Source organism: Arthrobacter citreus (assembly GCF_038405225.1).
Taxonomy (GTDB): domain Bacteria; phylum Actinomycetota; class Actinomycetes; order Actinomycetales; family Micrococcaceae; genus Arthrobacter_B; species Arthrobacter_B citreus_A.
Window position 1 is genome coordinate 1,240,880 of the sequence record NZ_CP151657.1, and the last position, 21,689, is coordinate 1,262,568.

Consider the following 21,689-nt stretch of genomic DNA (forward strand, 5'->3'; position numbering starts at 1 on the left):
CCGCCCTGTGATGCGCGGCCCCGGCGCAGGCCATGCCCCGGCCGCAAAACCGTTGAATTTCCGGGCCAGCGTCAAGCGGATCCTGTCCCTCATGGCCCCGGACCGGCTCCGGCTGGCCCTGGTGATGGTTGCCGCCGTCGTCTCCGTGGCGCTCGCCGTCACGGCTCCGCGGATCCTGGGTGAAGCCACCAACGTGATTTTCGACGGCGTAATCGGTGCCGGCCTGGACCCGGGCGTCAGCAAGGACGAGCAGGTGCGGGAACTGCGCCTGGCCGGAGAGGGCCAGCTGGCGGACATGCTCGCCGCCATGGACGTGGTCCCTGGGGCGGGCGTGGACTTCGGCAGGCTGCGGATGCTGGTGCTGGGGGTGCTGGGCATCTACCTCGCAGCCTTCTTCTTCGGCTGGCTGCAGGCACGCGTGACGGCGCGGGTGGTGCAGAACGCCATGTACCGGCTGCGGAAGGACGTGGACGGCAAGCTCTTCCGGCTCCCCATGTCGCACTTCCAGCGCGAATCCCGCGGGGACGTGCTCAGCCGGGTGACCAATGACATCGACAACCTGGCCCAGACGCTGTCCCAAACCCTGACCCAGATCATCACGTCGGTGCTCACCATCGTGGGGGTGCTGGGCATGATGCTGTGGCTGTCCCCGCTGCTGGCACTGATCGCCGTGGTCACGGTGCCGGTCTCCGCCGTCGTCACCGTGTTCATTGCCAAGCGCTCGCAGGCGCAGTTCATGCAGCAGTGGAAGTCCACGGGTGAGGTGAACGGGTACATCGAGGAAATGTTCAGCGCCCAGGACGTGGTGAAGGCCTTTGGGCAGCAGGAGCGCGTGGTGGAGGGCTTCCGGCCGGCCAATGAGACCCTGTACCGCTCCTCCTTCAAAGCGCAGTTCGTTTCCGGCGTCATCATGCCCACCATGCAGTTCATCTCCAACCTGAACTACGTGGCGGTTGCCGTGGTGGGCGGCATCCTGGTGGCCAACGGGCGTCTCTCGATCGGAGGCGTGCAGGCCTTTGTGCAGTACAGCCGCCAGTTCTCGCAGCCGCTGGGTCAGATTGGATCGCTGATCAACATGCTGCAGTCCGGGGTGGCATCAGCCGAACGTGTGTTCGAACTTTTGGATGACCGGGAACAGGAGCCCGATCCGGCGGATCCGCTGACCCTGCCCGAGGTCCGCGGCCGCGTGGCCTTTGAACACGTGGATTTCAGCTACTCGCCGGACGCCCCGCTGATTCGGGATCTGTCCTTTGTGGCGGAACCGGGTCAGACGGTCGCCATTGTCGGTCCCACGGGGGCGGGGAAGACCACCCTAGTGAACCTGCTCATGCGCTTTTACGACATCGACGCCGGCCGGATCACCATTGACGGTGTCGACACGGCCCGGATGCGGCGGGACGACGTGCGCCGAAACATCGGCATGGTGCTCCAGGACGCGTGGCTCTTCGAGGGCACCATCCGGGAGAACCTTGCCTACGGCGCACCCGGCGTCACGGACGAGCAGATTGTCCAGGCCGCCAGGGCAACCCACGTGGACCACTTTGTGCGCTCACTGCCCGAGGGGTACGACACCGTCCTGGGTAACGACGGCGGCTCGCTCAGCCAGGGGCAGCGGCAGCTGATCACCATCGCGCGGGCCTGGCTGGCCAATCCGTCCATCCTCGTCCTGGATGAGGCGACCAGCTCCGTGGACACCCGGACCGAGATCTCCATCCGGCTGGCCATGAGCGCCCTGCGGGAAGCGCGCACCAGTTTTGTCATCGCGCACCGGCTGTCCACTATCCGGGACGCAGACGTGATCCTGGTGGTGCGGAGCGGGGAGATCGTGGAGCAGGGAACCCATGAAGCGCTGCTGGACGCCGAAGGATTCTACGCAGAGCTGTACCGCTCCCAGTTCGCCGAGGCTGCCGCCGCGGAGGAAACGGCGCCGGATGACGCGGGGGAGGGGGCAGGCTCTCCGCTGTGACCGGCCTCCCGGCGGAAGCCGCACCGGCGTGGCAAAATGGAACTGCAGCAAGTGGAAATGAACTCGCAGCAAGCCATGCCGCCGTAATCCCGGACGGCTCCAGCTCCCTCACCTGAAGGCGGTCCCATGAGCGACGACGTCCTGTCCTGGGTCCGCATCGACGGCACAAGCACCGTTCCCCCCTTCGAGCAGCTGAGGGTCCAGATCCTCGACGCCGCCAATGAGGGACGCCTCGCCGTCGGAACCCGCCTTCCACCGGTACGCGCGCTCGCCGCCCGGCTGGGCCTTGCGGTCAACACGGTGGCACGGGCCTACCGCGAACTCGAACAGGCCGAAGTGGTCACGACGCGCTCGCGGGCGGGCACCGTCATTGCGGCAGCGGGGGACAACGGACGGCGGCGGGTCGCCGAGGCAGCCGCCGTTTTTGCGGACTCCGTGCGCGCAAACGGCCTCGACCCGCAAGAGGCCATGACCTATGTTGAGACGGCTCTTCGCCTGCGGTGAACACTGCGGTGTCGAATACATCTTCGAACCAAACGGTGAACTACAGTGGAAATTGTGTCTACAGCTACCTCTTTGATGGCCGATAGTGCCAACGAGCCGCACCGCGGCAATGATCTTTCCCGCCTGGTCGTCAAGGGCGCCCGGGAACACAACCTGCGCAACGTGGACCTGGATCTGCCGCGTGACGCGATGATTGTCTTCACCGGCCTGTCAGGGTCCGGAAAATCCTCCCTGGCCTTCGACACGATCTTCGCCGAGGGACAGCGCCGCTACGTCGAGTCGCTGTCCTCCTACGCCCGGATGTTCCTGGGGCAGGTGGACAAGCCGGACGTTGACTTCATTGAAGGCCTGTCCCCGGCGGTGTCCATTGACCAGAAGTCCACCTCCAAGAACCCGCGGTCCACGGTTGGCACCATCACCGAGATCTACGACTACATGCGCCTGCTCTGGGCGCGCGTCGGCACCCCGTACTGCCCGGTGTGCGGCGAGCCTGTTTCGCGGCAAACGCCGCAGCAGATTGTGGACCAGCTGCTTGAACTGCCCGAAGGCACCCGGTTCCAGATCCTGGCTCCGGTGGTGCGCGGGCGCAAGGGCGAATTTGTTGACCTCTTCCAGGAGCTTGCAGCCAAGGGCTACTCCCGCGCCAAGGTCGACGGCAAGCAGGTCCAGTTGTCCGATCCGCCGAAGCTGGGCAAGCAGTACAAGCACACCATCGAGGTGGTGGTGGACCGGCTGGTGGCCAAGGACGGCATCCGGCAGCGGCTGACCGACTCGGTGGAAACCGCACTCGGCCTGGCCGACGGCCGGATCCTGGCGGACTTCGTGGACATCGACGAAAAGAGCGATGACCGGGTTCGGCCGTTCTCCGAGCACCTGGCCTGCCCCAACGAGCATCCGCTGGCCATTGACGAAATCGAGCCGCGGTCCTTCTCCTTCAATAACCCCTTCGGCGCCTGCCCGGTCTGCACCGGCATCGGCAGCCGCCTGGAGGTTGACGAGGAACTGGTGATTCCCAACCCGAACCTGAGCCTGGCCGCCGGCGCCGTGGCACCCTGGGCCCTGGGCAACGCAACCCTGGAGTACTGGAACCGGCTGCTGGCCGGCCTGGCCAAGGACATGGGCTTCTCCATGGACGTGCCGTGGAAGAAACTTCCGGCCAAGGCCCGCGAAGCCATCCTCAACGGCAAGGACCACAAGGTGGTGGTTCAGTACAAGAACCGCTTCGGCCGGGAGCGCAAGTACAGCACCGGCTTCGAAGGCGTCATCTCCTACATCCACCGCAAGCACCTGGAAACCGAATCCGACAGCGCCCGCGACCGGTACGAGGAGTACATGCGGGAGACCCCGTGCCCCGAGTGCGGCGGAGCACGGCTGAACCCGGCATCGCTGTCGGTGCTGATCAACGGAAAGAACATTGCCCAGGTGGCGGCCATGCCGCTGCGCGAGGCGTCAGCGTTCCTCAGCGGGCTTGACCTCACCGCCCGGGAAGCACAGATTGGCGACCAGGTCCTGAAGGAAATCCTGGCCCGCCTGACCTTCCTGCTCGACGTCGGCCTGGAATACCTCTCCCTGGAACGGGCAGCCGCCACGCTGTCCGGCGGCGAGGCGCAGCGCATCCGGCTGGCCACCCAGATCGGTTCCGGACTCGTTGGCGTGCTGTATGTGCTCGACGAACCCTCCATCGGCCTGCACCAGAAGGACAACCGCCGGCTGATCGACACCCTGGCCCGGCTGCGCAACCTCGGCAACACCCTGATTGTGGTGGAGCACGACGAGGACACCATTCACGAAGCCGACTGGGTGGTGGACATCGGACCCGGTGCCGGTGAGCGCGGCGGCGAAGTGGTGCACTCCGGCTCCCTGGCGGACCTGCTCACCAACGAACGGTCCCTGACGGGTGCGTACCTGTCCGGACGCCGCAAAATCGAGATTCCGGCCAAGCGGCGCAAGGTGGACAAGTCCCGCCAGCTGAAGATCGTCGGGGCGCGGGAAAACAACCTCCGCAACATCGACGTGTCCATTCCGCTGGGCGTCTTCACGGCCGTGACCGGAGTCAGCGGATCGGGCAAATCCACCCTGATCAACGACATCCTCTACAAGACGCTGGCCGCCAAGCTCAACGGCGCCAAGCACGTGGCCGGCCGGCACCTGCGCATTGACGGCCTGGAGAACCTGGACAAGGTCATCCATGTGGACCAGAGCCCGATTGGACGCACCCCGCGCTCCAATCCGGCCACCTACACCGGTGTCTGGGACCACATCCGCAAGCTGTTCGCGGAGACCAACGAGTCCAAGGTCCGCGGCTACCTGCCCGGCCGGTTCTCCTTCAACGTCAAGGGCGGACGCTGCGAAGCATGCCACGGTGACGGCACGCTGAAGATTGAAATGAACTTCCTGCCGGACGTGTACGTGCCCTGCGAGGTGTGCCACGGCGGACGGTTCAACCGCGAAACCCTTGAGGTGCACTACAAGGGCAAGAACATCGCCGAGGTCCTGGGCATGTCCATCGAGGAAGCCGCGGAGTTCTTTGCCGCGTTCTCGCCGATCGCCCGGCACCTGAACACCCTGGTCGACGTCGGACTGGGCTACGTCCGGCTCGGCCAGCCGGCCACCACGCTCTCGGGCGGCGAGGCGCAGCGCGTGAAGCTGGCGGCGGAACTGCAGAAACGGTCCAACGGGCGCAGCGTGTACGTCCTGGATGAGCCCACCACCGGGCTGCATTTCGAGGACGTCCGCAAGCTGCTGCTGGTCCTGCAGGGATTGGTGGACAAGGGCAACACCGTGATCACCATCGAACACAACCTGGACGTCATCAAGAGTGCCGACTGGATCATCGACATGGGCCCGGAAGGCGGAAACGGCGGCGGACAGGTCATTGCCACCGGAACACCGGAGAAGGTGGCCACCTCCGAGGTAAGCCACACCGGCCGGTTCCTGGCCGAATTGTTCGAAAAGCAAAAGGGAGCGGCATAAGCGGAGCCGGCGCGTCAGCATAAGCCGCGCCACCGGGTAATTGCGGGCTCTGCCTTGCTTTGACCCGGCCGCAACGGAAAGAGGTATTCCCCCAGGGGAATGCCTTTTTCCGTACCCGGGCACAGGTGTGGGAAACTGTCCCGGTGAAAGAATCCCGGCTCTTAGTGCTCTTTGACCTGGACGGAACCCTCGTGGATCCGGCAGGCAGCATCACCGGCGGCATCAGTGCCGCCCTCGCAGCGTGCGGCCTGCCCGTACCTCCGCCGGAAGACCTGCAGCGCATGGTCGGACCGGCACTGATCACATCGCTGCGGGAAATCGCCGGTGTGCCCGAAGAGCGCATCAGCGAGGTCGTGGCGTATTACCGGGCCGGATACCGGGACACCGGAATGGCACAAAGCCGCCCCTACCCGGGCATCGCGGAAGCCGTCCAAGCGCTTCGCGACGGCGGAGCCGCAGTGGCCGTTGCCACCCAGAAACCCGAGCCGCTGGCCCATGAACTGCTCCGGGTGCAGGGCCTCGACGGGCTGTTCGACTCCGTGCACGGCTCACCCGCGGACGAGCAGGCCGCCGCCGCACTGGACGGCAAAGCCTCGATCATCCGGGCCGCGCTTTCACGGCATTCCGGCACGTATGACCGCGCCGTCATGGTGGGGGACCGCCGGCACGACATCCACGGCGCGGCTGCCAACGCGCTGGACTGCATTGGCGTGTCCTGGGGGTTCGCCGCCGACGGCGAGCTTGCAGCAGCCGGTGCCTGCGCCGTCGTCGACTCGGCGGGGGAACTGCTGGCGGAGCTGGAAAGCCACCGTGCGCAGGAAAGGGACTGCGCGCATGGGCGTTTATGACCTGACCCGGGCCTCAACCCGCGGACTCATTGCCGGACTGTGCCGGCCCACCGTCATTGGCCTGGAAAACGTTCCGGCCAGCGGTGCCTTCATCGTGGCCGCAAACCACCTCTCGTTCCTGGACAGCGTCCTCACGCAGGCCCTGATGCCCCGGCCCGTGGCCTTCTTCGCCAAGGCCGAGTACTTCACCGGCACCGGCGTCAAGGGTGCCGCCATGCGGACCTTTTTTGAAGGCGTGGGATCCATCCCGGTGGAACGGGACCAGCAGGCCGCGTCGGTGGCGGCGCTGAAAACGCTGCTGGACCGGCTGGAGCAGGGCAGCGGCATTGGAATCTACCCGGAGGGCACCCGCTCCCGGGACGGACTGCTGTACCGCGGCCGGACCGGCGTTGGCTGGCTGGCCCTGACCTCCGGCGCCCCCGTGGTTCCCGTAGGGCTGATCGGCACAGAGAACCTGCAGCCCGCGGGCAAAAAATGGATCAAGCCGCAGCACTTCACCATGAAGGTGGGCCGGCCGCTCTACTTCCAGAAGACCGGACCGGACCACGCGCTGCCCGCCCGCCGGCAGGCCACCGACCGGGTCATGGACGCCATTGCCGAACTGTCGGGGCAGGAACGCTCCGGCAGCTACAACCAGAGCAAGCCCGAAGGCTAAAGCCGGCAGCACGGTTCAGCGCCCCGCGAAAGCGGCGCCGGCCTGCGCAGAAGCGTCCGGCAGCAACCGTAGGATGGAAACGTGGCAGATCCAGCAACATACCGGCCGAAGACGGGGGAGATCCCCACCGCCCCAGGCGTTTACCGTTTCCGTGACGAGCACCGCCGGGTCATCTACGTCGGCAAAGCCAAGAACCTCCGCTCCCGCCTGAACTCATATTTCGCCAACCCGCGGGGCCTGCTGCCCAAGACGCGGGCCATGGTGCACACCGCCGCCAGCGTCGAATGGACAGTGGTCGGCACCGAGCTCGAAGCGCTGCAGCTGGAGTACACCTGGATCAAGGAATTCAACCCCCGGTTCAACATCATGTTCCGGGACGACAAGTCCTATCCCTACCTCGCCGTCACCATGGGGGAGAAGTATCCCCGGGCGCAGGTCATGCGCGGGGACCGGCGCAAGGACACCCGCTACTTCGGACCGTTCTACCCCGCGAAGGCCATCCGCGAAACCCTGGACACCCTGCTGCGCGTTTTCCCCGTCCGCACCTGCAGCTCCGGCGTTTTCAAGCGTGCCGAGCGCACCGGCCGGCCATGCCTGCTCGGCTATATCGACAAATGCTCCGCCCCCTGCGTCGGCCGGATCAGTCCCGAAGACCACCGCCAGCTGGCCGCCGAACTGTGCGACTTCATGTCCGGTGAGGGCAAGCGGTTCATCGGCACCCTGGAAAAGGAAATGCAGGCGGCCGTGGCCGAGCTCGACTATGAAACCGCAGCCCGGCTGCGCGATGACATTGCCGCCCTGCGCAAGGTGTTCGAACGCAACAACGTGGTCCTCAGCGAAGACACCGACGCCGACATCTTTGCGCTCGAGGAAGATGAGCTCGAAGCATCGGCCCAGGTGTTCCATGTCCGCGCCGGACGGATCCGCGGACAGCGCGGCTGGGTGGTGGAAAAGGTTGAGGACGCGGACACCGGGGACCTGGTGGAACACCTGATCCAGCAGGTCTACGGCGAGGCCGCCGCCACTGACCGCATTCCCCGCCAGGTGCTGGTTCCGGCGCTTCCCTCCAACGCTGATGAGCTGGGACAGTGGCTCTCCGGGCTGCGCGGCGCCCACGTGGACATCCGCGTTCCACAGCGCGGCGACAAGAAGGCCCTGATGGAGACCGTGGCCCGCAATGCCGCCGACGCCCTGCGCCTGCATAAGAGCCGCCGGGCCGGGGACATCACCACGCGCTCCGCGGCGCTGCAGGAACTGCAGGAAGCCCTGGACCTGCCCGTGGCACTGCTGCGCATCGAGTGTTACGACATCTCCCATGTGTCCGGCACCAACGTGGTGGCGTCCATGGTGGTGGCCGAGGACGGCCTCCCGAAAAAATCGGACTACCGGAAGTTCTCCATCACCGGAGAGGCGGCGCGGGATGACACCTCAGCCATGTATGACGTGATCTCCCGGCGGTTCCGCAACTACCTCGCCGAGAACGCGGACCCGGCCGCCGAGCCCGCACCGGCTCCCGCGGAGCTCCCAGCTGAACGCGCCGGAACCGACGTCCAGCCGCTGACCGACACGCTCACGGCGGCTCCGCGGTCCAAGTTTGCCTACCCGCCGAACCTGGTGGTGGTTGACGGCGGCCAGCCCCAGGTGGCCGCCGCCTCCCGTGCCCTCGCGGATCTGGGCATCACCGACATTTACGTGGTGGGCCTGGCCAAGCGGCTGGAGGAAGTCTGGGTGCCGGACAGTGACTTCCCGGTGATCCTGCCCCGCGCCTCCGAAGCCCTGTTCCTGCTCCAGCGAATTCGGGACGAGGCACACCGGTTTGCCATCACCTTCCACCGCCAGAAGCGTGCCAAGTCCATGACGGCGTCCCTGCTGGACGAGATTTCCGGCCTCGGGCCGGCCAAACGTGCGGCCCTGCTCAAAGAGTTCGGTTCGGTCAAGAAGCTGCGCAGCGCATCGCCCGAGGAGCTGCAGCGCGCGCCGGGCATCGGTCCGGCCCTGGCGGCGTCGATACACGCGCAGCTCGCGGCCAAGGGCGCCGGACAGGACGCGGCCCCCGCCGTAAACATGACCACCGGCGAAATCATGGAAACTTAGCTAGGCTGGGTAATCGGCTTCTTTCCCTGCGGCAGCTAACCGTGCGGAGCCGCACGGCTGCGCGGGAACCATGGCAGAAACAAACCAGCACGGCACACTGTGCCCTGCTCTGGATGAAATCCTAAGGACGGGACGACGGACATGAAGGAACAGGACGCGCTGACCCCGGTCAAGCCCGCCGAATCGGAACTGCTGGTGGTTACCGGCATGTCCGGCGCCGGACGCAGCACGGCCGCCAACGCCCTCGAGGACCACGGCTGGTACGTGGTCGAAAACCTGCCGCCGATGATGCTGGGCACCCTGACCGAGCTGGTGTCCCGGATGCCGCACTCCATCCCCAAGCTCGCAGTGGTCATCGACGTCCGCAGCAAGGAGCTGTTCCAGGACATCAGGGAGGCGCTCAGCGGCCTCCGGGCGGCCGGCGTTTCCTACCGGCTGCTGTTCCTGGACGCCGAGGATGAAACCCTGGTGCGCCGCTTCGAGCAGGGCCGGCGCCCGCACCCGCTGCAGGAGGACGGCAGCATCCTTGACGGCATCGCAGCCGAGCGGGACGTGCTGAAGGAGCTGCGCGAATCATCCGACGTCGTGGTGGACACCTCCAAACTGAACGTGCACGCGCTGGCCACCACCATCACCGAGCTCTTTACCGAGTCCGGGCCGATTGTGCTGCGGCTGAACGTGATGAGCTTTGGGTTCAAGTACGGCCTGCCGGTGGACGCGAACTATGTTGCCGACGTCCGCTTCATTCCCAACCCGCACTGGGTTCCGCAGCTGCGCCCGCACACTGGCCTGGACGAAGACGTGCGTGAGTACGTGCTCGCCGCGCACGGAACCCGCGACTTCCTGGACCGCTACGTTGATGCCCTGGAGCCCGTCATCGACGGGTACCGGCGGGAGAACAAGCACTACGCCACCATCGCCGTCGGCTGCACGGGCGGAAAACACCGCTCCGTGGCCGTTACCGAGGAGCTGGCCAAGCGGCTTGCGCAGCTGCCACACGTGACGGTGAGCGCGCACCACCGTGATCTTGGACGCGAATAGATGGCCTTTCTGACCGGCCCGCTCCCGATGATTCCGCAGACGGGGGCGGCCCGCGACGCCGGCGTCAGCGACGGCTCTCCGGCCGTGGTGGCACTGGGCGGCGGGCACGGGCTGTCCGCGTCGCTGTCTGCCCTGCGCCTGCTGACCACGGACCTGACCGCCGTGGTGACCGTGGCGGACGACGGCGGTTCCTCCGGCCGACTGCGCCATGAGCTGGACGTGCTTCCGCCGGGTGACCTGCGGATGGCCCTGGCGGCGCTCTGTGATGACACTGACTGGGGTCGAACCTGGCGCGACGTCATGCAGCACCGTTTCCAGTCCCGTCCCGGAGTCAACGGATCGCTGGACAACCATGCCCTGGGCAACCTGCTGATCGTGACCCTGTGGGAGCTGCTGGGGGATCCGGTGGCGGGCCTGCAGTGGGCCGGGGCCCTGCTGGGCGCCCGTGGCCAGGTTTTGCCGATGTCCACCCAGCCGCTCACCATCGAGGGCGACGTCCTGCGGCGGACGGCCACGGGCGAGTACCTGGAACTGGTGACGGGGCAGGCCCGGCTGGCCACTGCCGGAGCGATGGGCAAGGTCAGCGAGGTCCGTCTCACACCGGCGGATGCCGCTGCCTGCCCCGAAGCCGTCACGGCCATTGAGCGGGCCGACTGGGTCATTCTTGGTCCCGGTTCCTGGTACACCTCGGTGTTGCCGCACCTGATGCTGCCGGAGCTGCGGTCAGCCCTGACCCGGACCAAGGCCAAGCGGTGCCTGACCATGAACCTGACGAACGAAACGAAGGAAACGGCCGGGATGTCGGCACTGGACCATCTCGCGGAGGTGCGGCGGTACGCCCCCGGACTCCGCGTGGATGCAGTGCTTGCCGACCCCGGTGTCATCGAAGACCGCGATGCGTTCAGTGCGGCGGTTGCCGCGATGGGCGGGCGCGCCGTCTTCGGTAAGGTGGGGGCAGCGACCGGGCGGCCGATCCATGATCCGCTGCGCCTGGCCACCGCCTATCACGATATGTTTGGGGAGAACTAGGAGTGTATTTGTGGCGTTGACCGCAGCAGTAAAAGAGGAACTTTCACGTCTGGATGTGAAAAAGTCCTCCGTCCGCAAAGCGGAAGTATCAGCCTTGCTGCGATTTGCCGGAGGACTGCACATCATTTCCGGGCGCATTGTCATTGAAGCAGAAGTGGATTTGGCGTCCACGGCCCGGCGGCTCCGGGCCGCCATTGCCGAAGTCTACGGCCACGCCTCGGACATCGTTGTGGTGTCCGGGGGAGGCCTGCGCCGGGGGAACCGGTACGTGGTGCGCGTGGTGAAGGACGGCGAGTCCCTGGCCCGCCAGACCGGACTGCTGGATGCCCGCGGACGACCGGTGCGGGGACTGCCCTCCGTGGTGGTCAACGGATCAGCCGCCGACGCCGAGGCCGTATGGCGCGGTGCGTTCCTGGCCCACGGTTCGCTCACCGAGCCCGGCCGGTCCTCCTCGCTGGAAGTGACGTGCCCGGGACCCGAAGCGGCCCTGGCACTGGTGGGCGCAGCCCGGCGGATCGGCATTGCCGCCAAGGCCCGGGAAGTGCGCGGCATCGACCGGGTTGTCATCCGCGACGGCGACACCATCGCCGCCCTGCTCACGCGCATGGGAGCCCACGACGCACTGATGGTCTGGGAAGAGCGCCGCATGCGCAAGGAAGTCCGGGCCACCGCCAACCGGCTGGCCAACTTTGACGATGCCAATCTGCGCCGCTCGGCCCAGGCCGCGGTTGCCGCCGGCGCCCGCGTGGACCGGGCGCTGGACATCCTCGGGGATGACGTGCCCGAACACCTGCGCTACGCCGGAGAGCTGCGGGTTGCCCATAAGCAGGCCAGCCTGGACGAGCTGGGGCACCTCGCCGAACCGCCCATGACCAAGGACGCGATTGCCGGCCGTATCCGCCGTCTCCTGGCCATGGCCGACAAGCGGGCGGCCGAATTGGGCATCCCCGGCACTGAGGCCAATGTGACTCCTGAGATGCTTGACGAGTAGCGTGGAAGCATAGGATGGACTAAGCATGCTGCCGTTTGGCGGTACCTGTATTTCCGGGTGGAAACACCGTCCGGATAAACGATCCGACCTATTTTCCGACTCTTACAGGAGGATTTTGTGAACGAGTACACTCTGCCGGAACTGCCGTACGACTACGCGGCACTGGAGCCGAACATTTCGGCCCGCATCATGGAGCTGCACCACGACAAGCACCACGCAACGTATGTTGCCGGTGCCAACACCGCGCTGGCCCAGATGGCTGAAGCACGCGAAAAGGGCGACTTCGCCACCATCCCGAAGCTGTCCAAGGACCTGGCGTTCCACCTCGGTGGACACGTCAATCACAGCATCTTCTGGAACAACCTCTCCCCGGAAGGCGGCGACAAGCCCGTTGGCGAGCTCGCTGCAGCCATCGATGACTTCTTCGGATCCTTTGATGCCTTCCGCGGCCAGTTCACTGCTGCGGCCACGTCGCTGCAGGGTTCCGGCTGGGCACTGCTGGCCTACGAGCCGCTGGGCAACAACCTGGTCATCGAGCAGCTGTACGACCAGCAGGGCAACGTCCCCGTGGGCACCATTCCGCTGCTGATGCTGGACATGTGGGAGCACGCCTTCTACCTGGACTACGTCAACGTGAAGGCCGACTACGTCAAGGCCTTCTGGAACATCGTCAACTGGGCCGATGTGGCCACCCGCTTCGAGGCCGCCCGCACCGGCGCCCACACCCTGGTGCTCCCCGCGTAATCAGCACTGCGGGGCCGAATTCGGTGCCCTGCCGGTACCCGGGACAGGCCCGGCGCGTAAGATGATTGCGAGGGTCCCCGCCGGGCCGCACGGCTCGGCGGGGCCTCCCGTCCCGGCCGGCCAGCCTTGCCGCTGGCCGGCCGGACCGGGAGGCATCCCCGCAGCGCCAACCCCTGTCAGACCAGTGGCCTGAGCACGCACAAGGTCACGTTTCCGGTACACCCGCAATCAAGGAGACAGAAAAGTGACTACTCGTGTTGGAATCAACGGCTTCGGACGCATCGGACGCAACTACTTCCGCGCAGCACTGGAGCAGAACGCCGACCTCGAAATCGTGGCCGTCAATGACCTCACCAGCCCTGAAACCCTTGCCCATCTCCTGAAGTACGACTCCGTCACCGGCCGCATCGGCGCCGACGTGGAAGTGCGCGGCGGCGATTTGATCGTCGGCGGAAAGACCATCAAGGTCCTGGCCGAACGGGACCCCGCCAACCTTCCCTGGAAGGACCTCGGCGTTGACGTGGTCATCGAGTCCACCGGGTTCTTCACCAAGGCCGAAGATGCCAAGAAGCACCTCGATGCTGGAGCCAAGAAGGTCCTGATCTCCGCTCCCGGCAAGGGCGCTGACCGCACCATCGTGATGGGCGTCAACGACGGCGACTACAACCCGGAGACCGACAACATCGTCTCCAACGCATCCTGCACCACCAACTGCCTCGGGCCGCTGGCCAAGGTCATCCACGAAGCGTTCGGCATTGAGCGCGGCCTGATGACCACCGTCCACGCCTACACCGCGGACCAGAACCTGCAGGACGGCCCGCACCGCGACCTCCGCCGCGCCCGTGCCGCAGCCCTGAACATCGTTCCCACGTCCACCGGCGCCGCCAAGGCCATCGGCCTGGTCCTTCCGGAGCTCGACGGCAAGCTGGACGGCTTCGCGCTGCGCGTTCCGGTGCCCACCGGCTCCGTCACGGACCTCACGGTCACCCTCGCCCGGGAAGCCTCGGTCCAGGAAATCAACGACGCCTACAAGGCGGCCTCCGACGGCGCGCTGAACGGCATCCTGCGCTACACCGACGAGCCAATTGTGTCCTCGGACATCGTGACCGACCCGGCGTCGTGCATCTTCGACTCGGGCCTGACCCGGGTGATGGGCAACGAGGTCAAGGTGGTGGGCTGGTACGACAACGAGTGGGGCTACTCCTGCCGCCTGGTGGACCTGACCACACTGGTTGGCTCCTCGCTCTAGCGCAGCGTCCCGAACACAAAACACCCCCAGCCCAGCCCCCAAATGCCCGCAAGGGACGTAAAGGTAGACATGACAGTCAAGACACTCGAGGAACTGATCAGCGACGGCGTCGACGGTCGGTATGTACTGGTCCGCTCGGACCTGAACGTGCCCCTGGACAACGGCCGGGTGGCCGACGACGGGCGCATCCGCGCGTCCATCCCCACCATCGGAAAGCTGGTGGAGCACGGTGCCAAGGTGATCATCATGGCGCACCTGGGGCGGCCCAAGGGCACTCCCGATGAGAAGTACTCCCTGCAGCCGGCCGCCGACCGGCTGGACGAACTCGCACCGTTCGCGGTCGAGTTCGCCGCAGACGTGGTGGGCGACAGCGCGCACGAACTGGCTGCCTCGCTGGCCTCCGGTTCCGTTCTGGTGCTCCAGAACATCCGGTTCGACCCGCGCGAGACCTCCAAGAATGACGACGACCGCCTCGCCCTGGCGCGGGAACTCGCCGGGCTGACCGGAGACAACGGGGCGTATGTGGATGATGCCTTCGGTGCCGTGCACCGCAGGCACGCCAGCGTGTACGACATCGCCGAAGTCCTGCCCGCGTACCAGGGTGACCTGGTGCACACCGAAGTTGAGGTGCTGAAGCGGCTGACCGAAAACCCCGAGCAGCCCTACGTTGTTGTCCTGGGCGGATCCAAGGTTTCGGACAAGCTTGCCGTGATCGAGAACCTCATGGACCGCGCCGACTACCTGCTGGTGGGCGGCGGAATGGTGTTCACCTTCCTCGCCGCGCAGGGATACAAGGTGGGTGCGTCCCTGCTCGAGGCGGACCAGATCGAAAACGTCAAGGGCTACCTCAGCCGGGCGAAGGAGGTGGGCTGCGAGTTTGTGCTGCCCACCGACATCGTGGTGGCCGATAAGTTTGCCGCGGATGCCGACGTCGACGTGGTGCCTGCGGACGCCATGGAGGACAGCCGCTTCGGCGCCTCGGGCATCGGCCTGGACATCGGCCCGGACTCCGCGGCCGCCTTCGCCGAGAAGATCGGTTCCGGCAAGACCATTTTCTGGAACGGGCCCATGGGCGTGTTCGAGTTTGACGCCTTTGCCGACGGCACCCGCACCATTGCCCAGGCGCTGAAGGACTCGAGCGGCTTCTCCGTGGTGGGCGGCGGAGACTCAGCCGCCGCCGTCCGGAAGCTCGGCTTCAGCGACAGCGACTTCGGGCACATTTCCACCGGAGGCGGCGCTTCCCTGGAATACCTCGAAGGCAAGAAACTTCCGGGACTGACCGTCCTGGACCAGTAACACCGGGGTGCGGGCCTGCTGCCGGATGGCGGCGGGCCCGCACTTCCATGTCCGCTCTTCCCCGCCCGGACACCTCCAACCAACCCCTATATATTCCCCAAGAAACCGGAGCGATGATGACCACCTCGACCAACGGCAAGTTTGACCGGACACCGCTGATCGCGGGCAACTGGAAGATGAACATGGACCATGTCCAGGGCATCACTCTTCTGCAGAAGCTGGCCTGGACCCTCAAGGATGCCCAGCACGACTACAACCGCGTGGAGGCGGCAGTCTTCCCGCCGTTTACTGACCTGCGCAGTGTGCAGACGCTGGTCCGGGGCGACAAGCTGGACCTGGAGTACGGCGCCCAGGACCTGTCGCCGAAGGACTCCGGCGCGTACACGGGCGACATTTCCGGTGCCTTCCTGTCCAAGCTTGGCTGCAAGTACGTCCTCGTGGGACACAGCGAACGCCGCACGGTCCACGGTGAGACCGACGAACTGCTCAACGAAAAGCTCAAGGCCGCCTACCGCAACGGCCTGGTGCCGGTGCTGTGCGTGGGCGAGGGCCTGGAAATCCGCCAGTCCGGCCAGCATGTGCAGCACACCCTGGAGCAGGTCCGCCGGGACCTCGAGGGCTTGGACGCCGAGCAGGTATCCGCCCTGGTGATCGCTTACGAGCCGATCTGGGCCATCGGCACGGGTGAAGTGGCCGGTCCTGAGGACGCCCAGGAAATGTGCGCCGCCATCCGCGCGGAGATCGCTGACCTGTACGACGACGCAGTGGCCGCCAAGACCCGTCTGCTGTACGGCGGATCGGTAAAAGCCGCAAATGCGGCGAGCATTCTGAAGCAGCGCGACGTCGACGGCGTGCTGGTGGGCGGCGCCAGTTTGGATGTGGCCGAGTTTGCTAATATTGTCAGGTTCGAACAACACCTGGTGACCGACTGATTTGCAGCTGACCTGCACCGCAGCGCACGTCTCCAATCCATGAGTCACCCCCGAAAGGCCGTAAGTGGAAATTCTGAAGATTGTCCTGCTGGTTCTTCTTGCCATCACCAGCCTGTTGCTGACGCTGCTCATCCTGCTCCATAAGGGACGCGGCGGCGGCATGTCGGACATGTTCGGCGGCGGCATGACCAGCAGCATGGGTTCCTCCGGGGTGGCCGAAAGAAACCTGAACCGCTTCACCGTGATGCTTGGACTCTCCTGGGGAGCGGTCATCATCGCCCTGGGCCTGATCCAGCGTTTCTCCGGCGAAGCATAGTCCCTGCAGCAGGAAGCCCAGTCCCGGCAGCAGGAACAGCGGACAGCTTAACGTCAAAAGCCCCGGAGATCCACGAGGATCTCCGGGGCTTTCGCTTGGGTGCTTTGGCCTGCGGCGGGCTAGTCTTCTTCGGAGCCGGGGCCGGTCCCCTCAGGGTCCAGCAGCCGCTCGGGCAGCTGGGAGGCGGCCGCCTGGTCAATCAGCCAGCGCGTTTTGGTCCGCCCCCGGGCTCCGGCCGCGGGAACCTGGACCGGCCCGGCACCGGCGAGGGCCAGGCCCACGGCACCGGCCTTGTCCTCTCCGGCAACGGTCAGCCATACCTCTTCGGCCGTGTTGATCGCCTCCAGCGTCAGCGATACCCGCTCCGGCGGGGGTTTGGGAGCATTCAGCACTGACACCACCGTTTCCCCGGTCGTGCGGATGCCGGCCATCTCCGGGAACAGGGACGCGATGTGGGCATCCGGTCCAACACCGAGGAGCAGGACATCAAAGCGGGGGAGCCGCGGGTCGATGGACTCGAAACCCGCCGGCAGCTTCTCGCCGGCGGCCTCCGCAGCCAGCGCCCGCGCGTACTCCGACGCGGCGTCAGCCACCGAGGCGGCCTCTTCGGTGGACGGCACGGGGTGCACCCGCTCCGGGGAGACCGGCAACCGTGACAGCAGCGCAAGCTGGGCCTGCGCCGCGTTGCGGTCGGAAGAGTCCGTCGGCAGGAACCGCTCGTCACCCCACCAGAAGTTCACCTTGGACCAGTCCACGGCGACGCGTGCCGGGGAGGTGGCAACGGCGTCGAGCACTGCGATTCCCACGGTTCCCCCGGTGAGCACCACCGTGGCCACGCCCCGCCGGCTCTGCACATCCACCAGCTTGGTAATGAGCCGGGCAGCAGTGGCCGTGGTCAGTGCCTCGACAGTGGGATGGATGCTCACTCCGTTGGGCGAATAACTCATGCGTTGGTCCCTTCCTGGGACAGGCACGCTGCCAGGCCCTTCGTCAGTACTTCCCCGTACACTTCATCAGGATCGAGCCGGCGCAGTTCCTCGGCCAGGCAGTCGCGCAGATTGCGCCGCGGAAGCGATATCTGCTGTTCCGGCTGTCCGGGCTGGCTCAGGTGCGCCGTGATCTGGTCCGGGCGCAACAGTTCCACGTTACCGGCGGCCCGCTCGAAAACCACCTGGTGGATGCCGGTTCCAGGCTCACCTTCAATGATCTTCACGGGAACCCGCAGGGCGTGCTTCAGCCAGGCTGCAAGCAGGAAGGTACTGGCCGAGTCGGAGGCTCCGGCCACCGTGACCGCCTGGACGGGGTCAGGGCCGGCACCGTCCAGCACCGCTGCAAGCTGGATCCGCCAGTTGGTGAGCCGGGTCCAGCTCAGGTCGGTGTCGCCGTCGGCATAGTCCTCGCCCAGGGCGAGGAGCGCCTTCTTGGGATCGGCCTCGGTGGCGGCGTCGGTGATCCGGCGGTGCGCAATGCAGCCCAGGGGCGTCTGGGAAGGGTTGTCGGGCACGCCGTGCGGCCACCACACGACAATCGGGGCATCCGGCAGCAGCAGCGCCGACACCAGCGAAACGCTTTCCCCGGCAAGCTCTCCGTAGCCGGACAGGACAATCACCTCGGAGGCGCCGGCGTCGCCGCCCACGCGGATTTCGGCGTCGAGGCGGGTCTCCCCGTCATGCGATCCCTCGGCCAGGACGATAATCCGGCAGGGGTGCTCCCGGCTGGCTTCGTTGGCGGCCGCGATGGCCTCCTCAACGAAGTCGGGCTGGGTGTCGACCACGAGGGTCAGCACGCGTCCAAGCGTGACCACCCCGCCGCGTTCGCGCATGGCAACTATTTCCTTGGAAACCTTGGACGTTGTTGTGTCCGGGAGTTCTACAATCACGGCCTTCTCCAGGTCCTTCCGTCTTGGGCGAGCAGTTCATCAGCGGAGTCCGGACCCCAGCTTCCCGGGGCATACGGCTCCGGCTGGGTGTCCAGCGACGCCCAGTACTCTTCGAACGGATCGACAATCTTCCAGGACAGCTCCACCTCCTGGTGCCGCGGGAACAGCGGCGGTTCACCCAGGAGCACATCGAGGATGAGGCGTTCATAGGCTTCCGGGCTGGACTCCGTGAAGGAATGGCCGTAGCCAAAGTCCATGGACACATCGCGGACTTCCATCTGCGTGCCCGGCACCTTGGAGCCGAAGCGGATGGTGGCGCCCTCATCGGGCTGGACCCGGATCACCACGGCGTTCTGGCCAAAATCGTGGTCATTGTGATCCCGGAACAGCAGGTTCGGTGCGCGCTTGAACACCACCGCGATTTCCGTGACGCGGCGGCCCAGCCGTTTGCCGGCCCGCAGATAGAAGGGGACTCCGGCCCAGCGGCGCGTGTTGATGTCGAGGCGGACGGCAGCGAACGTTTCCGTGGTGGAGTCGGGGTTGAAGCCTTCCTCCTCGAGGAAACCGGTGACCTTTTCCCCGCCCTGCCAGCCGCCGGTGTACTGTCCGCGCGCCGAATGCTTGGACAGGTCCGCCGGAAGCCGGACGGCAGCGAGGACCTTTTCCTTTTCGGCCCGCAGGTGATCGGCGTCGAAGGAGATGGGTTCCTCCATGGCCGTCAGCGCCAGCAGCTGCAGCAGGTGGTTCTGGATGACGTCGCGGGCAGCGCCCACGCCGTCGTAATAGCCCGCACGTCCGCCGATGCCGATGTCTTCGGCCATGGTGATCTGGACGTGGTCCACAAAGTTGGCGTTCCAGATCGGTTCAAACATCTGGTTGGCAAAGCGCAGGGCCAGGATGTTCTGGACCGTTTCCTTGCCGAGATAATGGTCGATGCGGAACACCGAATCCGCCGGGAACACGGACTCCACGACGTTATTGAGCTCGCGCGCGGACTGCAGGTCGTGGCCGAAGGGCTTCTCGATGACCACCCGGCGCCATTTGCCTTCGGATGTTTCGGCCAGGCCGTGGCTGGACAGCTGCTGGCAGACCTGCTCAAAGGACTTTGGCGGCACCGACAGGTAAAACGCATGGTTGCCGCGGGTGCCGCGTTCGGCGTCGAGGGACTCGAGCGTCTCCTTGAGCTTCCCGAAGGCGTCGTCGCTGTCGAAGCCGCCCTCGACAAACCGGACGCCCTCGGCCAGCTGCTTCCACACGTTCTCGTCAAAGTCGGTGCGGGCGTGGGCCTGGACGGACTCCTTCACCTGGGCGGCGAAGTCCTCGTTGCTCCATGGGCGCCGGCCGAAGCCCACAAGGGAGAAGCTGGGCGGCAGCAGGCCGCGGTTGGCCAGGTCGTACACGGCCGGGATGAGCTTCTTCCGGGCCAGGTCTCCGGTGACACCGAAGATGACCAGCGACGAGGGCCCCGCGATCCGGCTGAGCCGGCGGTCGCGGGGGTCCCGCAGCGGGTTGGTGGATCCGTGCTTGTCATCCGCCGCCATTTAGTTGCTGCCGCCTTCGGCACCCAGGGAACGGACGGCGTCCTCGACTTCACGGACGCCCTGTTCACGGTTGAGCAGGTTCAGGCGCAGCACCGGCCGGCCCTGGTCGGCCAGCACGGACGCGTCGCCGGCGGCCTGCGCGCTGATGAGCTCCCCGAAGGTGAAGGGCCGTCCCGGGACGTGTTGGTCCTCCTGCGGTGCTCCGGTGATCTGCAGGTAAACGCCCTGGGCGGGCCCGCCCTTGTGGAACTGTCCGGTGGAGTGCAGGAACCGCGGTCCCCAGCCGAAGGTCACCGGGCGTCCGGTGGCTGCTGCGAGTTCGGGACGGATCCCGGCGAGTTCCGCCTGCCCGAACCGGTCCAGGTATGCGTGGATGCTCAGGTAGCCGTCGGAGCCGAGCTGGGCCGTCAGCGCCTTCAGGGCCTCGGTGAGGGTTTCCGCGCCGCCCAGCAGGGCAGCCGGGCCGCGGACCTCAACGGAGCCGTCGGTGAAGGCCGGCTCGGTGGGTTCGGGACGGGCGTCCAGCATGCCGCGGGCTGCCACCTTGGCGGCCTCGACGTCGGGCTGGTCAAAGGGATTGATGGCAAGGAGCCGGCCCGCGACGGCGGTGGCCACCTCCCAGAGCATCATGGAGCCGCCGAGGGTTCCGGCCACAACAGCCTGGTCCCCCTCCGGTGCGGCGTCGGAGTCGACGGCCACGAGGCGCACGGTCAGCACGTCAGCGGCCCCCGAGGTGATTTCCGGTGCGCCGGGCTCGACGACGACGGGCAGCAGCCCGGTGCCGAGCTTTCCGGTGGACTCGGCGATGAGCTGTTCGGCCCAGTCGGGGAAACCGGCCAGACCGGATCCCTCATCCACAATGACAACCTTGTTGCGCAGCGGATCGGTGCCGCCGAGGGCGGCTCCGAGCTGCAGTCCAATGTTGTCGCCGTCGTTGTCGCTAAGAATTTCAAGTGCGTCTTCGGCGTCGTCCAGGAGCGCCCCGATGTCCGCACCGGCAAGGCCGGACGGAACCAGGCCGAAGGCGGTCAGCGCCGAATACCGGCCGCCAACGTTCGGATCGGCGTTGAAGACGGCGCGGTAGCCGGCGTCGCGGGCGGCGCCGTCCAGCGGGGAACCGGGGTCCGTGACCACCACAATCCGGGACTTGGCATCGATCCCGGCGTCGGTGAAGGCCTGCTCAAAGGTTCGGCGCTGGGAATCGGTTTCCACCGTGGAGCCGGACTTGGAGGAGACCACAATGACGGTCTCCTCCAGCCGGTTCTGCAGGGCGGCCCGGACGGCGTCCGGGTCAGTGGAGTCAAGCACCGTCAGATCAACTCCGGCGGTGCGGGTAATGACCTCCGGGGCCAGGGAAGAACCGCCCATGCCGGCGAGGACCACGCGGGTCACTCCCTCGGCGGCCAGTTCTTCCCGGAGCCCGAGAATCTGTCCTACGAGCGGCCGGGATTGCGCTGAAGGATTCAACCATCCGAGGCGGATGGAAGCTTCCGCTTCGGCGTCGGGACCCCACAGGGTGGGATCCTGGGCGAGGAGGCGGGCGGGGACGTCATCACGAACCAGTGCAGGTACGTTCTTTTCGACGGCGGCCAGCGCAGCTCCGGCTGCTTCGAAGGACAGTGTGGTCATTT

The 21,689-nt window shown here is 66.4% G+C and carries 18 protein-coding genes; 14 read left to right on the forward strand and 4 right to left on the reverse strand.

All coding sequences use genetic code 11. The annotated features are described in order from the left end of the window. Positions 1-10: 10 nt before the first annotated feature. The 14 genes from AAE021_RS05715 to secG all read left to right on the forward strand — a co-directional run bounded on the left by AAE021_RS05715 (position 11) and on the right by secG (position 16,638). A complete protein-coding gene (locus AAE021_RS05715) occupies positions 11-1,966 on the forward strand; it encodes an ABC transporter ATP-binding protein (RefSeq protein ID WP_342025328.1) in 1,956 nt (651 codons plus the stop codon). A gap of 126 nt (positions 1,967-2,092) precedes the next feature. Continuing rightward, positions 2,093-2,470, forward strand: coding sequence for a GntR family transcriptional regulator (locus tag AAE021_RS05720; RefSeq protein WP_341395807.1), 378 nt, complete (start codon positions 2,093-2,095; stop codon positions 2,468-2,470). Positions 2,471-2,545: 75 nt separating this feature from the next. Further along, positions 2,546-5,443, forward strand: a complete 2,898-nt coding sequence (uvrA, locus tag AAE021_RS05725; RefSeq protein WP_342025329.1) for an excinuclease ABC subunit UvrA — start codon at positions 2,546-2,548, stop codon at positions 5,441-5,443. Between the two features lie 143 nt (positions 5,444-5,586). Continuing rightward, positions 5,587-6,291 (forward strand): HAD hydrolase-like protein, encoded by a 705-nt coding sequence (locus tag AAE021_RS05730; RefSeq protein WP_342024654.1) that lies wholly within the window; start codon positions 5,587-5,589, stop codon positions 6,289-6,291. Further along, on the forward strand, positions 6,278-6,946 hold the full coding sequence (locus AAE021_RS05735) for a lysophospholipid acyltransferase family protein (protein ID WP_342024655.1): 669 nt from the start codon (positions 6,278-6,280) through the stop codon (positions 6,944-6,946). The genes AAE021_RS05730 and AAE021_RS05735 overlap by 14 nt, the downstream gene beginning before the upstream one ends. A gap of 81 nt (positions 6,947-7,027) precedes the next feature. Continuing rightward, positions 7,028-9,040 carry an excinuclease ABC subunit UvrC gene (uvrC, locus tag AAE021_RS05740; protein ID WP_342024656.1) on the forward strand — a complete coding sequence of 671 codons (2,013 nt, stop codon included), beginning with the start codon at positions 7,028-7,030 and terminating at the stop codon, positions 9,038-9,040. 141 nt (positions 9,041-9,181) lie between these two features. Then, positions 9,182-10,081: an RNase adapter RapZ gene (gene rapZ / locus AAE021_RS05745; RefSeq protein WP_342024657.1), complete on the forward strand. Its 900-nt coding sequence runs from the start codon at positions 9,182-9,184 to the stop codon at positions 10,079-10,081. Further along, positions 10,082-11,110, forward strand: a complete 1,029-nt coding sequence (locus AAE021_RS05750; RefSeq protein WP_342024658.1) for a uridine diphosphate-N-acetylglucosamine-binding protein YvcK — start codon at positions 10,082-10,084, stop codon at positions 11,108-11,110. Between the two features lie 10 nt (positions 11,111-11,120). Next, the gene (gene whiA, locus AAE021_RS05755) at positions 11,121-12,101 is read left to right on the forward strand and encodes a DNA-binding protein WhiA (protein WP_341395813.1); all 981 of its coding nucleotides are present in this window, start codon (positions 11,121-11,123) and stop codon (positions 12,099-12,101) included. A gap of 117 nt (positions 12,102-12,218) precedes the next feature. Further along, positions 12,219-12,845: a superoxide dismutase gene (locus AAE021_RS05760; RefSeq protein ID WP_342024659.1), complete on the forward strand. Its 627-nt coding sequence runs from the start codon at positions 12,219-12,221 to the stop codon at positions 12,843-12,845. A 244-nt stretch (positions 12,846-13,089) separates the two neighbouring features. Then, the gene (gene gap / locus AAE021_RS05765) at positions 13,090-14,094 is read left to right on the forward strand and encodes a type I glyceraldehyde-3-phosphate dehydrogenase (protein WP_342024660.1); all 1,005 of its coding nucleotides are present in this window, start codon (positions 13,090-13,092) and stop codon (positions 14,092-14,094) included. 69 nt (positions 14,095-14,163) lie between these two features. Continuing rightward, entirely contained in the window at positions 14,164-15,390 is a 1,227-nt protein-coding gene (locus tag AAE021_RS05770) for a phosphoglycerate kinase (RefSeq protein ID WP_342024662.1), read from the forward strand. Positions 15,391-15,506: 116 nt separating this feature from the next. Beyond that, a complete protein-coding gene (gene tpiA, locus AAE021_RS05775; protein WP_342024663.1) occupies positions 15,507-16,322 on the forward strand; it encodes a triose-phosphate isomerase in 816 nt (271 codons plus the stop codon). 64 nt (positions 16,323-16,386) lie between these two features. After that, entirely contained in the window at positions 16,387-16,638 is a 252-nt protein-coding gene (gene secG / locus AAE021_RS05780; protein WP_342024664.1) for a preprotein translocase subunit SecG, read from the forward strand. 119 nt (positions 16,639-16,757) lie between these two features. Here the strand turns inward: secG and pgl are convergent, their stop codons facing one another. Genes pgl through AAE021_RS05800 form a run of 4 tightly spaced genes read right to left on the reverse strand, consistent with a single transcriptional unit; the run spans position 16,758 to position 21,687 of the window. Continuing rightward, positions 16,758-17,585, reverse strand: coding sequence for a 6-phosphogluconolactonase (gene pgl / locus AAE021_RS05785; RefSeq protein ID WP_342024665.1), 828 nt, complete (start codon positions 17,583-17,585; stop codon positions 16,758-16,760). Next, complete coding sequence (locus AAE021_RS05790; protein ID WP_342024666.1) at positions 17,582-18,517, reverse strand: glucose-6-phosphate dehydrogenase assembly protein OpcA; 936 nt, start codon at positions 18,515-18,517, stop codon at positions 17,582-17,584. Before AAE021_RS05790 ends, pgl begins: the two co-directional genes overlap by 4 nt. Continuing rightward, positions 18,514-20,058, reverse strand: a complete 1,545-nt coding sequence (gene zwf, locus AAE021_RS05795) for a glucose-6-phosphate dehydrogenase (protein ID WP_342024667.1) — start codon at positions 20,056-20,058, stop codon at positions 18,514-18,516. The genes AAE021_RS05790 and zwf overlap by 4 nt, the downstream gene beginning before the upstream one ends. Further along, a complete protein-coding gene (locus AAE021_RS05800; RefSeq protein WP_342024668.1) occupies positions 20,059-21,687 on the reverse strand; it encodes a glucose-6-phosphate isomerase in 1,629 nt (542 codons plus the stop codon). Positions 21,688-21,689 lie beyond the last annotated feature (2 nt).

What these genes read in the sequence shown, in the direction of transcription:
- AAE021_RS05750 (WP_342024658.1), top strand. Translation starts at nt 10,082, where the DNA reads ATGGCCTTTCTGACCGGCCCGCTCCCGATGATTCCGCAGACGGGGGCG.
- zwf (WP_342024667.1), bottom strand. Translation starts at nt 20,058, where the DNA reads ATGGCGGCGGATGACAAGCACGGATCCACCAACCCGCTGCGGGACCCC.
- tpiA (WP_342024663.1), top strand. Translation starts at nt 15,507, where the DNA reads ATGACCACCTCGACCAACGGCAAGTTTGACCGGACACCGCTGATCGCG.
- pgl (WP_342024665.1), bottom strand. Translation starts at nt 17,585, where the DNA reads ATGAGTTATTCGCCCAACGGAGTGAGCATCCATCCCACTGTCGAGGCA.
- AAE021_RS05800 (WP_342024668.1), bottom strand. Translation starts at nt 21,687, where the DNA reads ATGACCACACTGTCCTTCGAAGCAGCCGGAGCTGCGCTGGCCGCCGTC.
- rapZ (WP_342024657.1), top strand. Translation starts at nt 9,182, where the DNA reads ATGAAGGAACAGGACGCGCTGACCCCGGTCAAGCCCGCCGAATCGGAA.
- AAE021_RS05735 (WP_342024655.1), top strand. Translation starts at nt 6,278, where the DNA reads ATGGGCGTTTATGACCTGACCCGGGCCTCAACCCGCGGACTCATTGCC.
- AAE021_RS05770 (WP_342024662.1), top strand. Translation starts at nt 14,164, where the DNA reads ATGACAGTCAAGACACTCGAGGAACTGATCAGCGACGGCGTCGACGGT.
- AAE021_RS05720 (WP_341395807.1), top strand. Translation starts at nt 2,093, where the DNA reads ATGAGCGACGACGTCCTGTCCTGGGTCCGCATCGACGGCACAAGCACC.
- AAE021_RS05715 (WP_342025328.1), top strand. Translation starts at nt 11, where the DNA reads ATGCGCGGCCCCGGCGCAGGCCATGCCCCGGCCGCAAAACCGTTGAAT.
- uvrA (WP_342025329.1), top strand. Translation starts at nt 2,546, where the DNA reads ATGGCCGATAGTGCCAACGAGCCGCACCGCGGCAATGATCTTTCCCGC.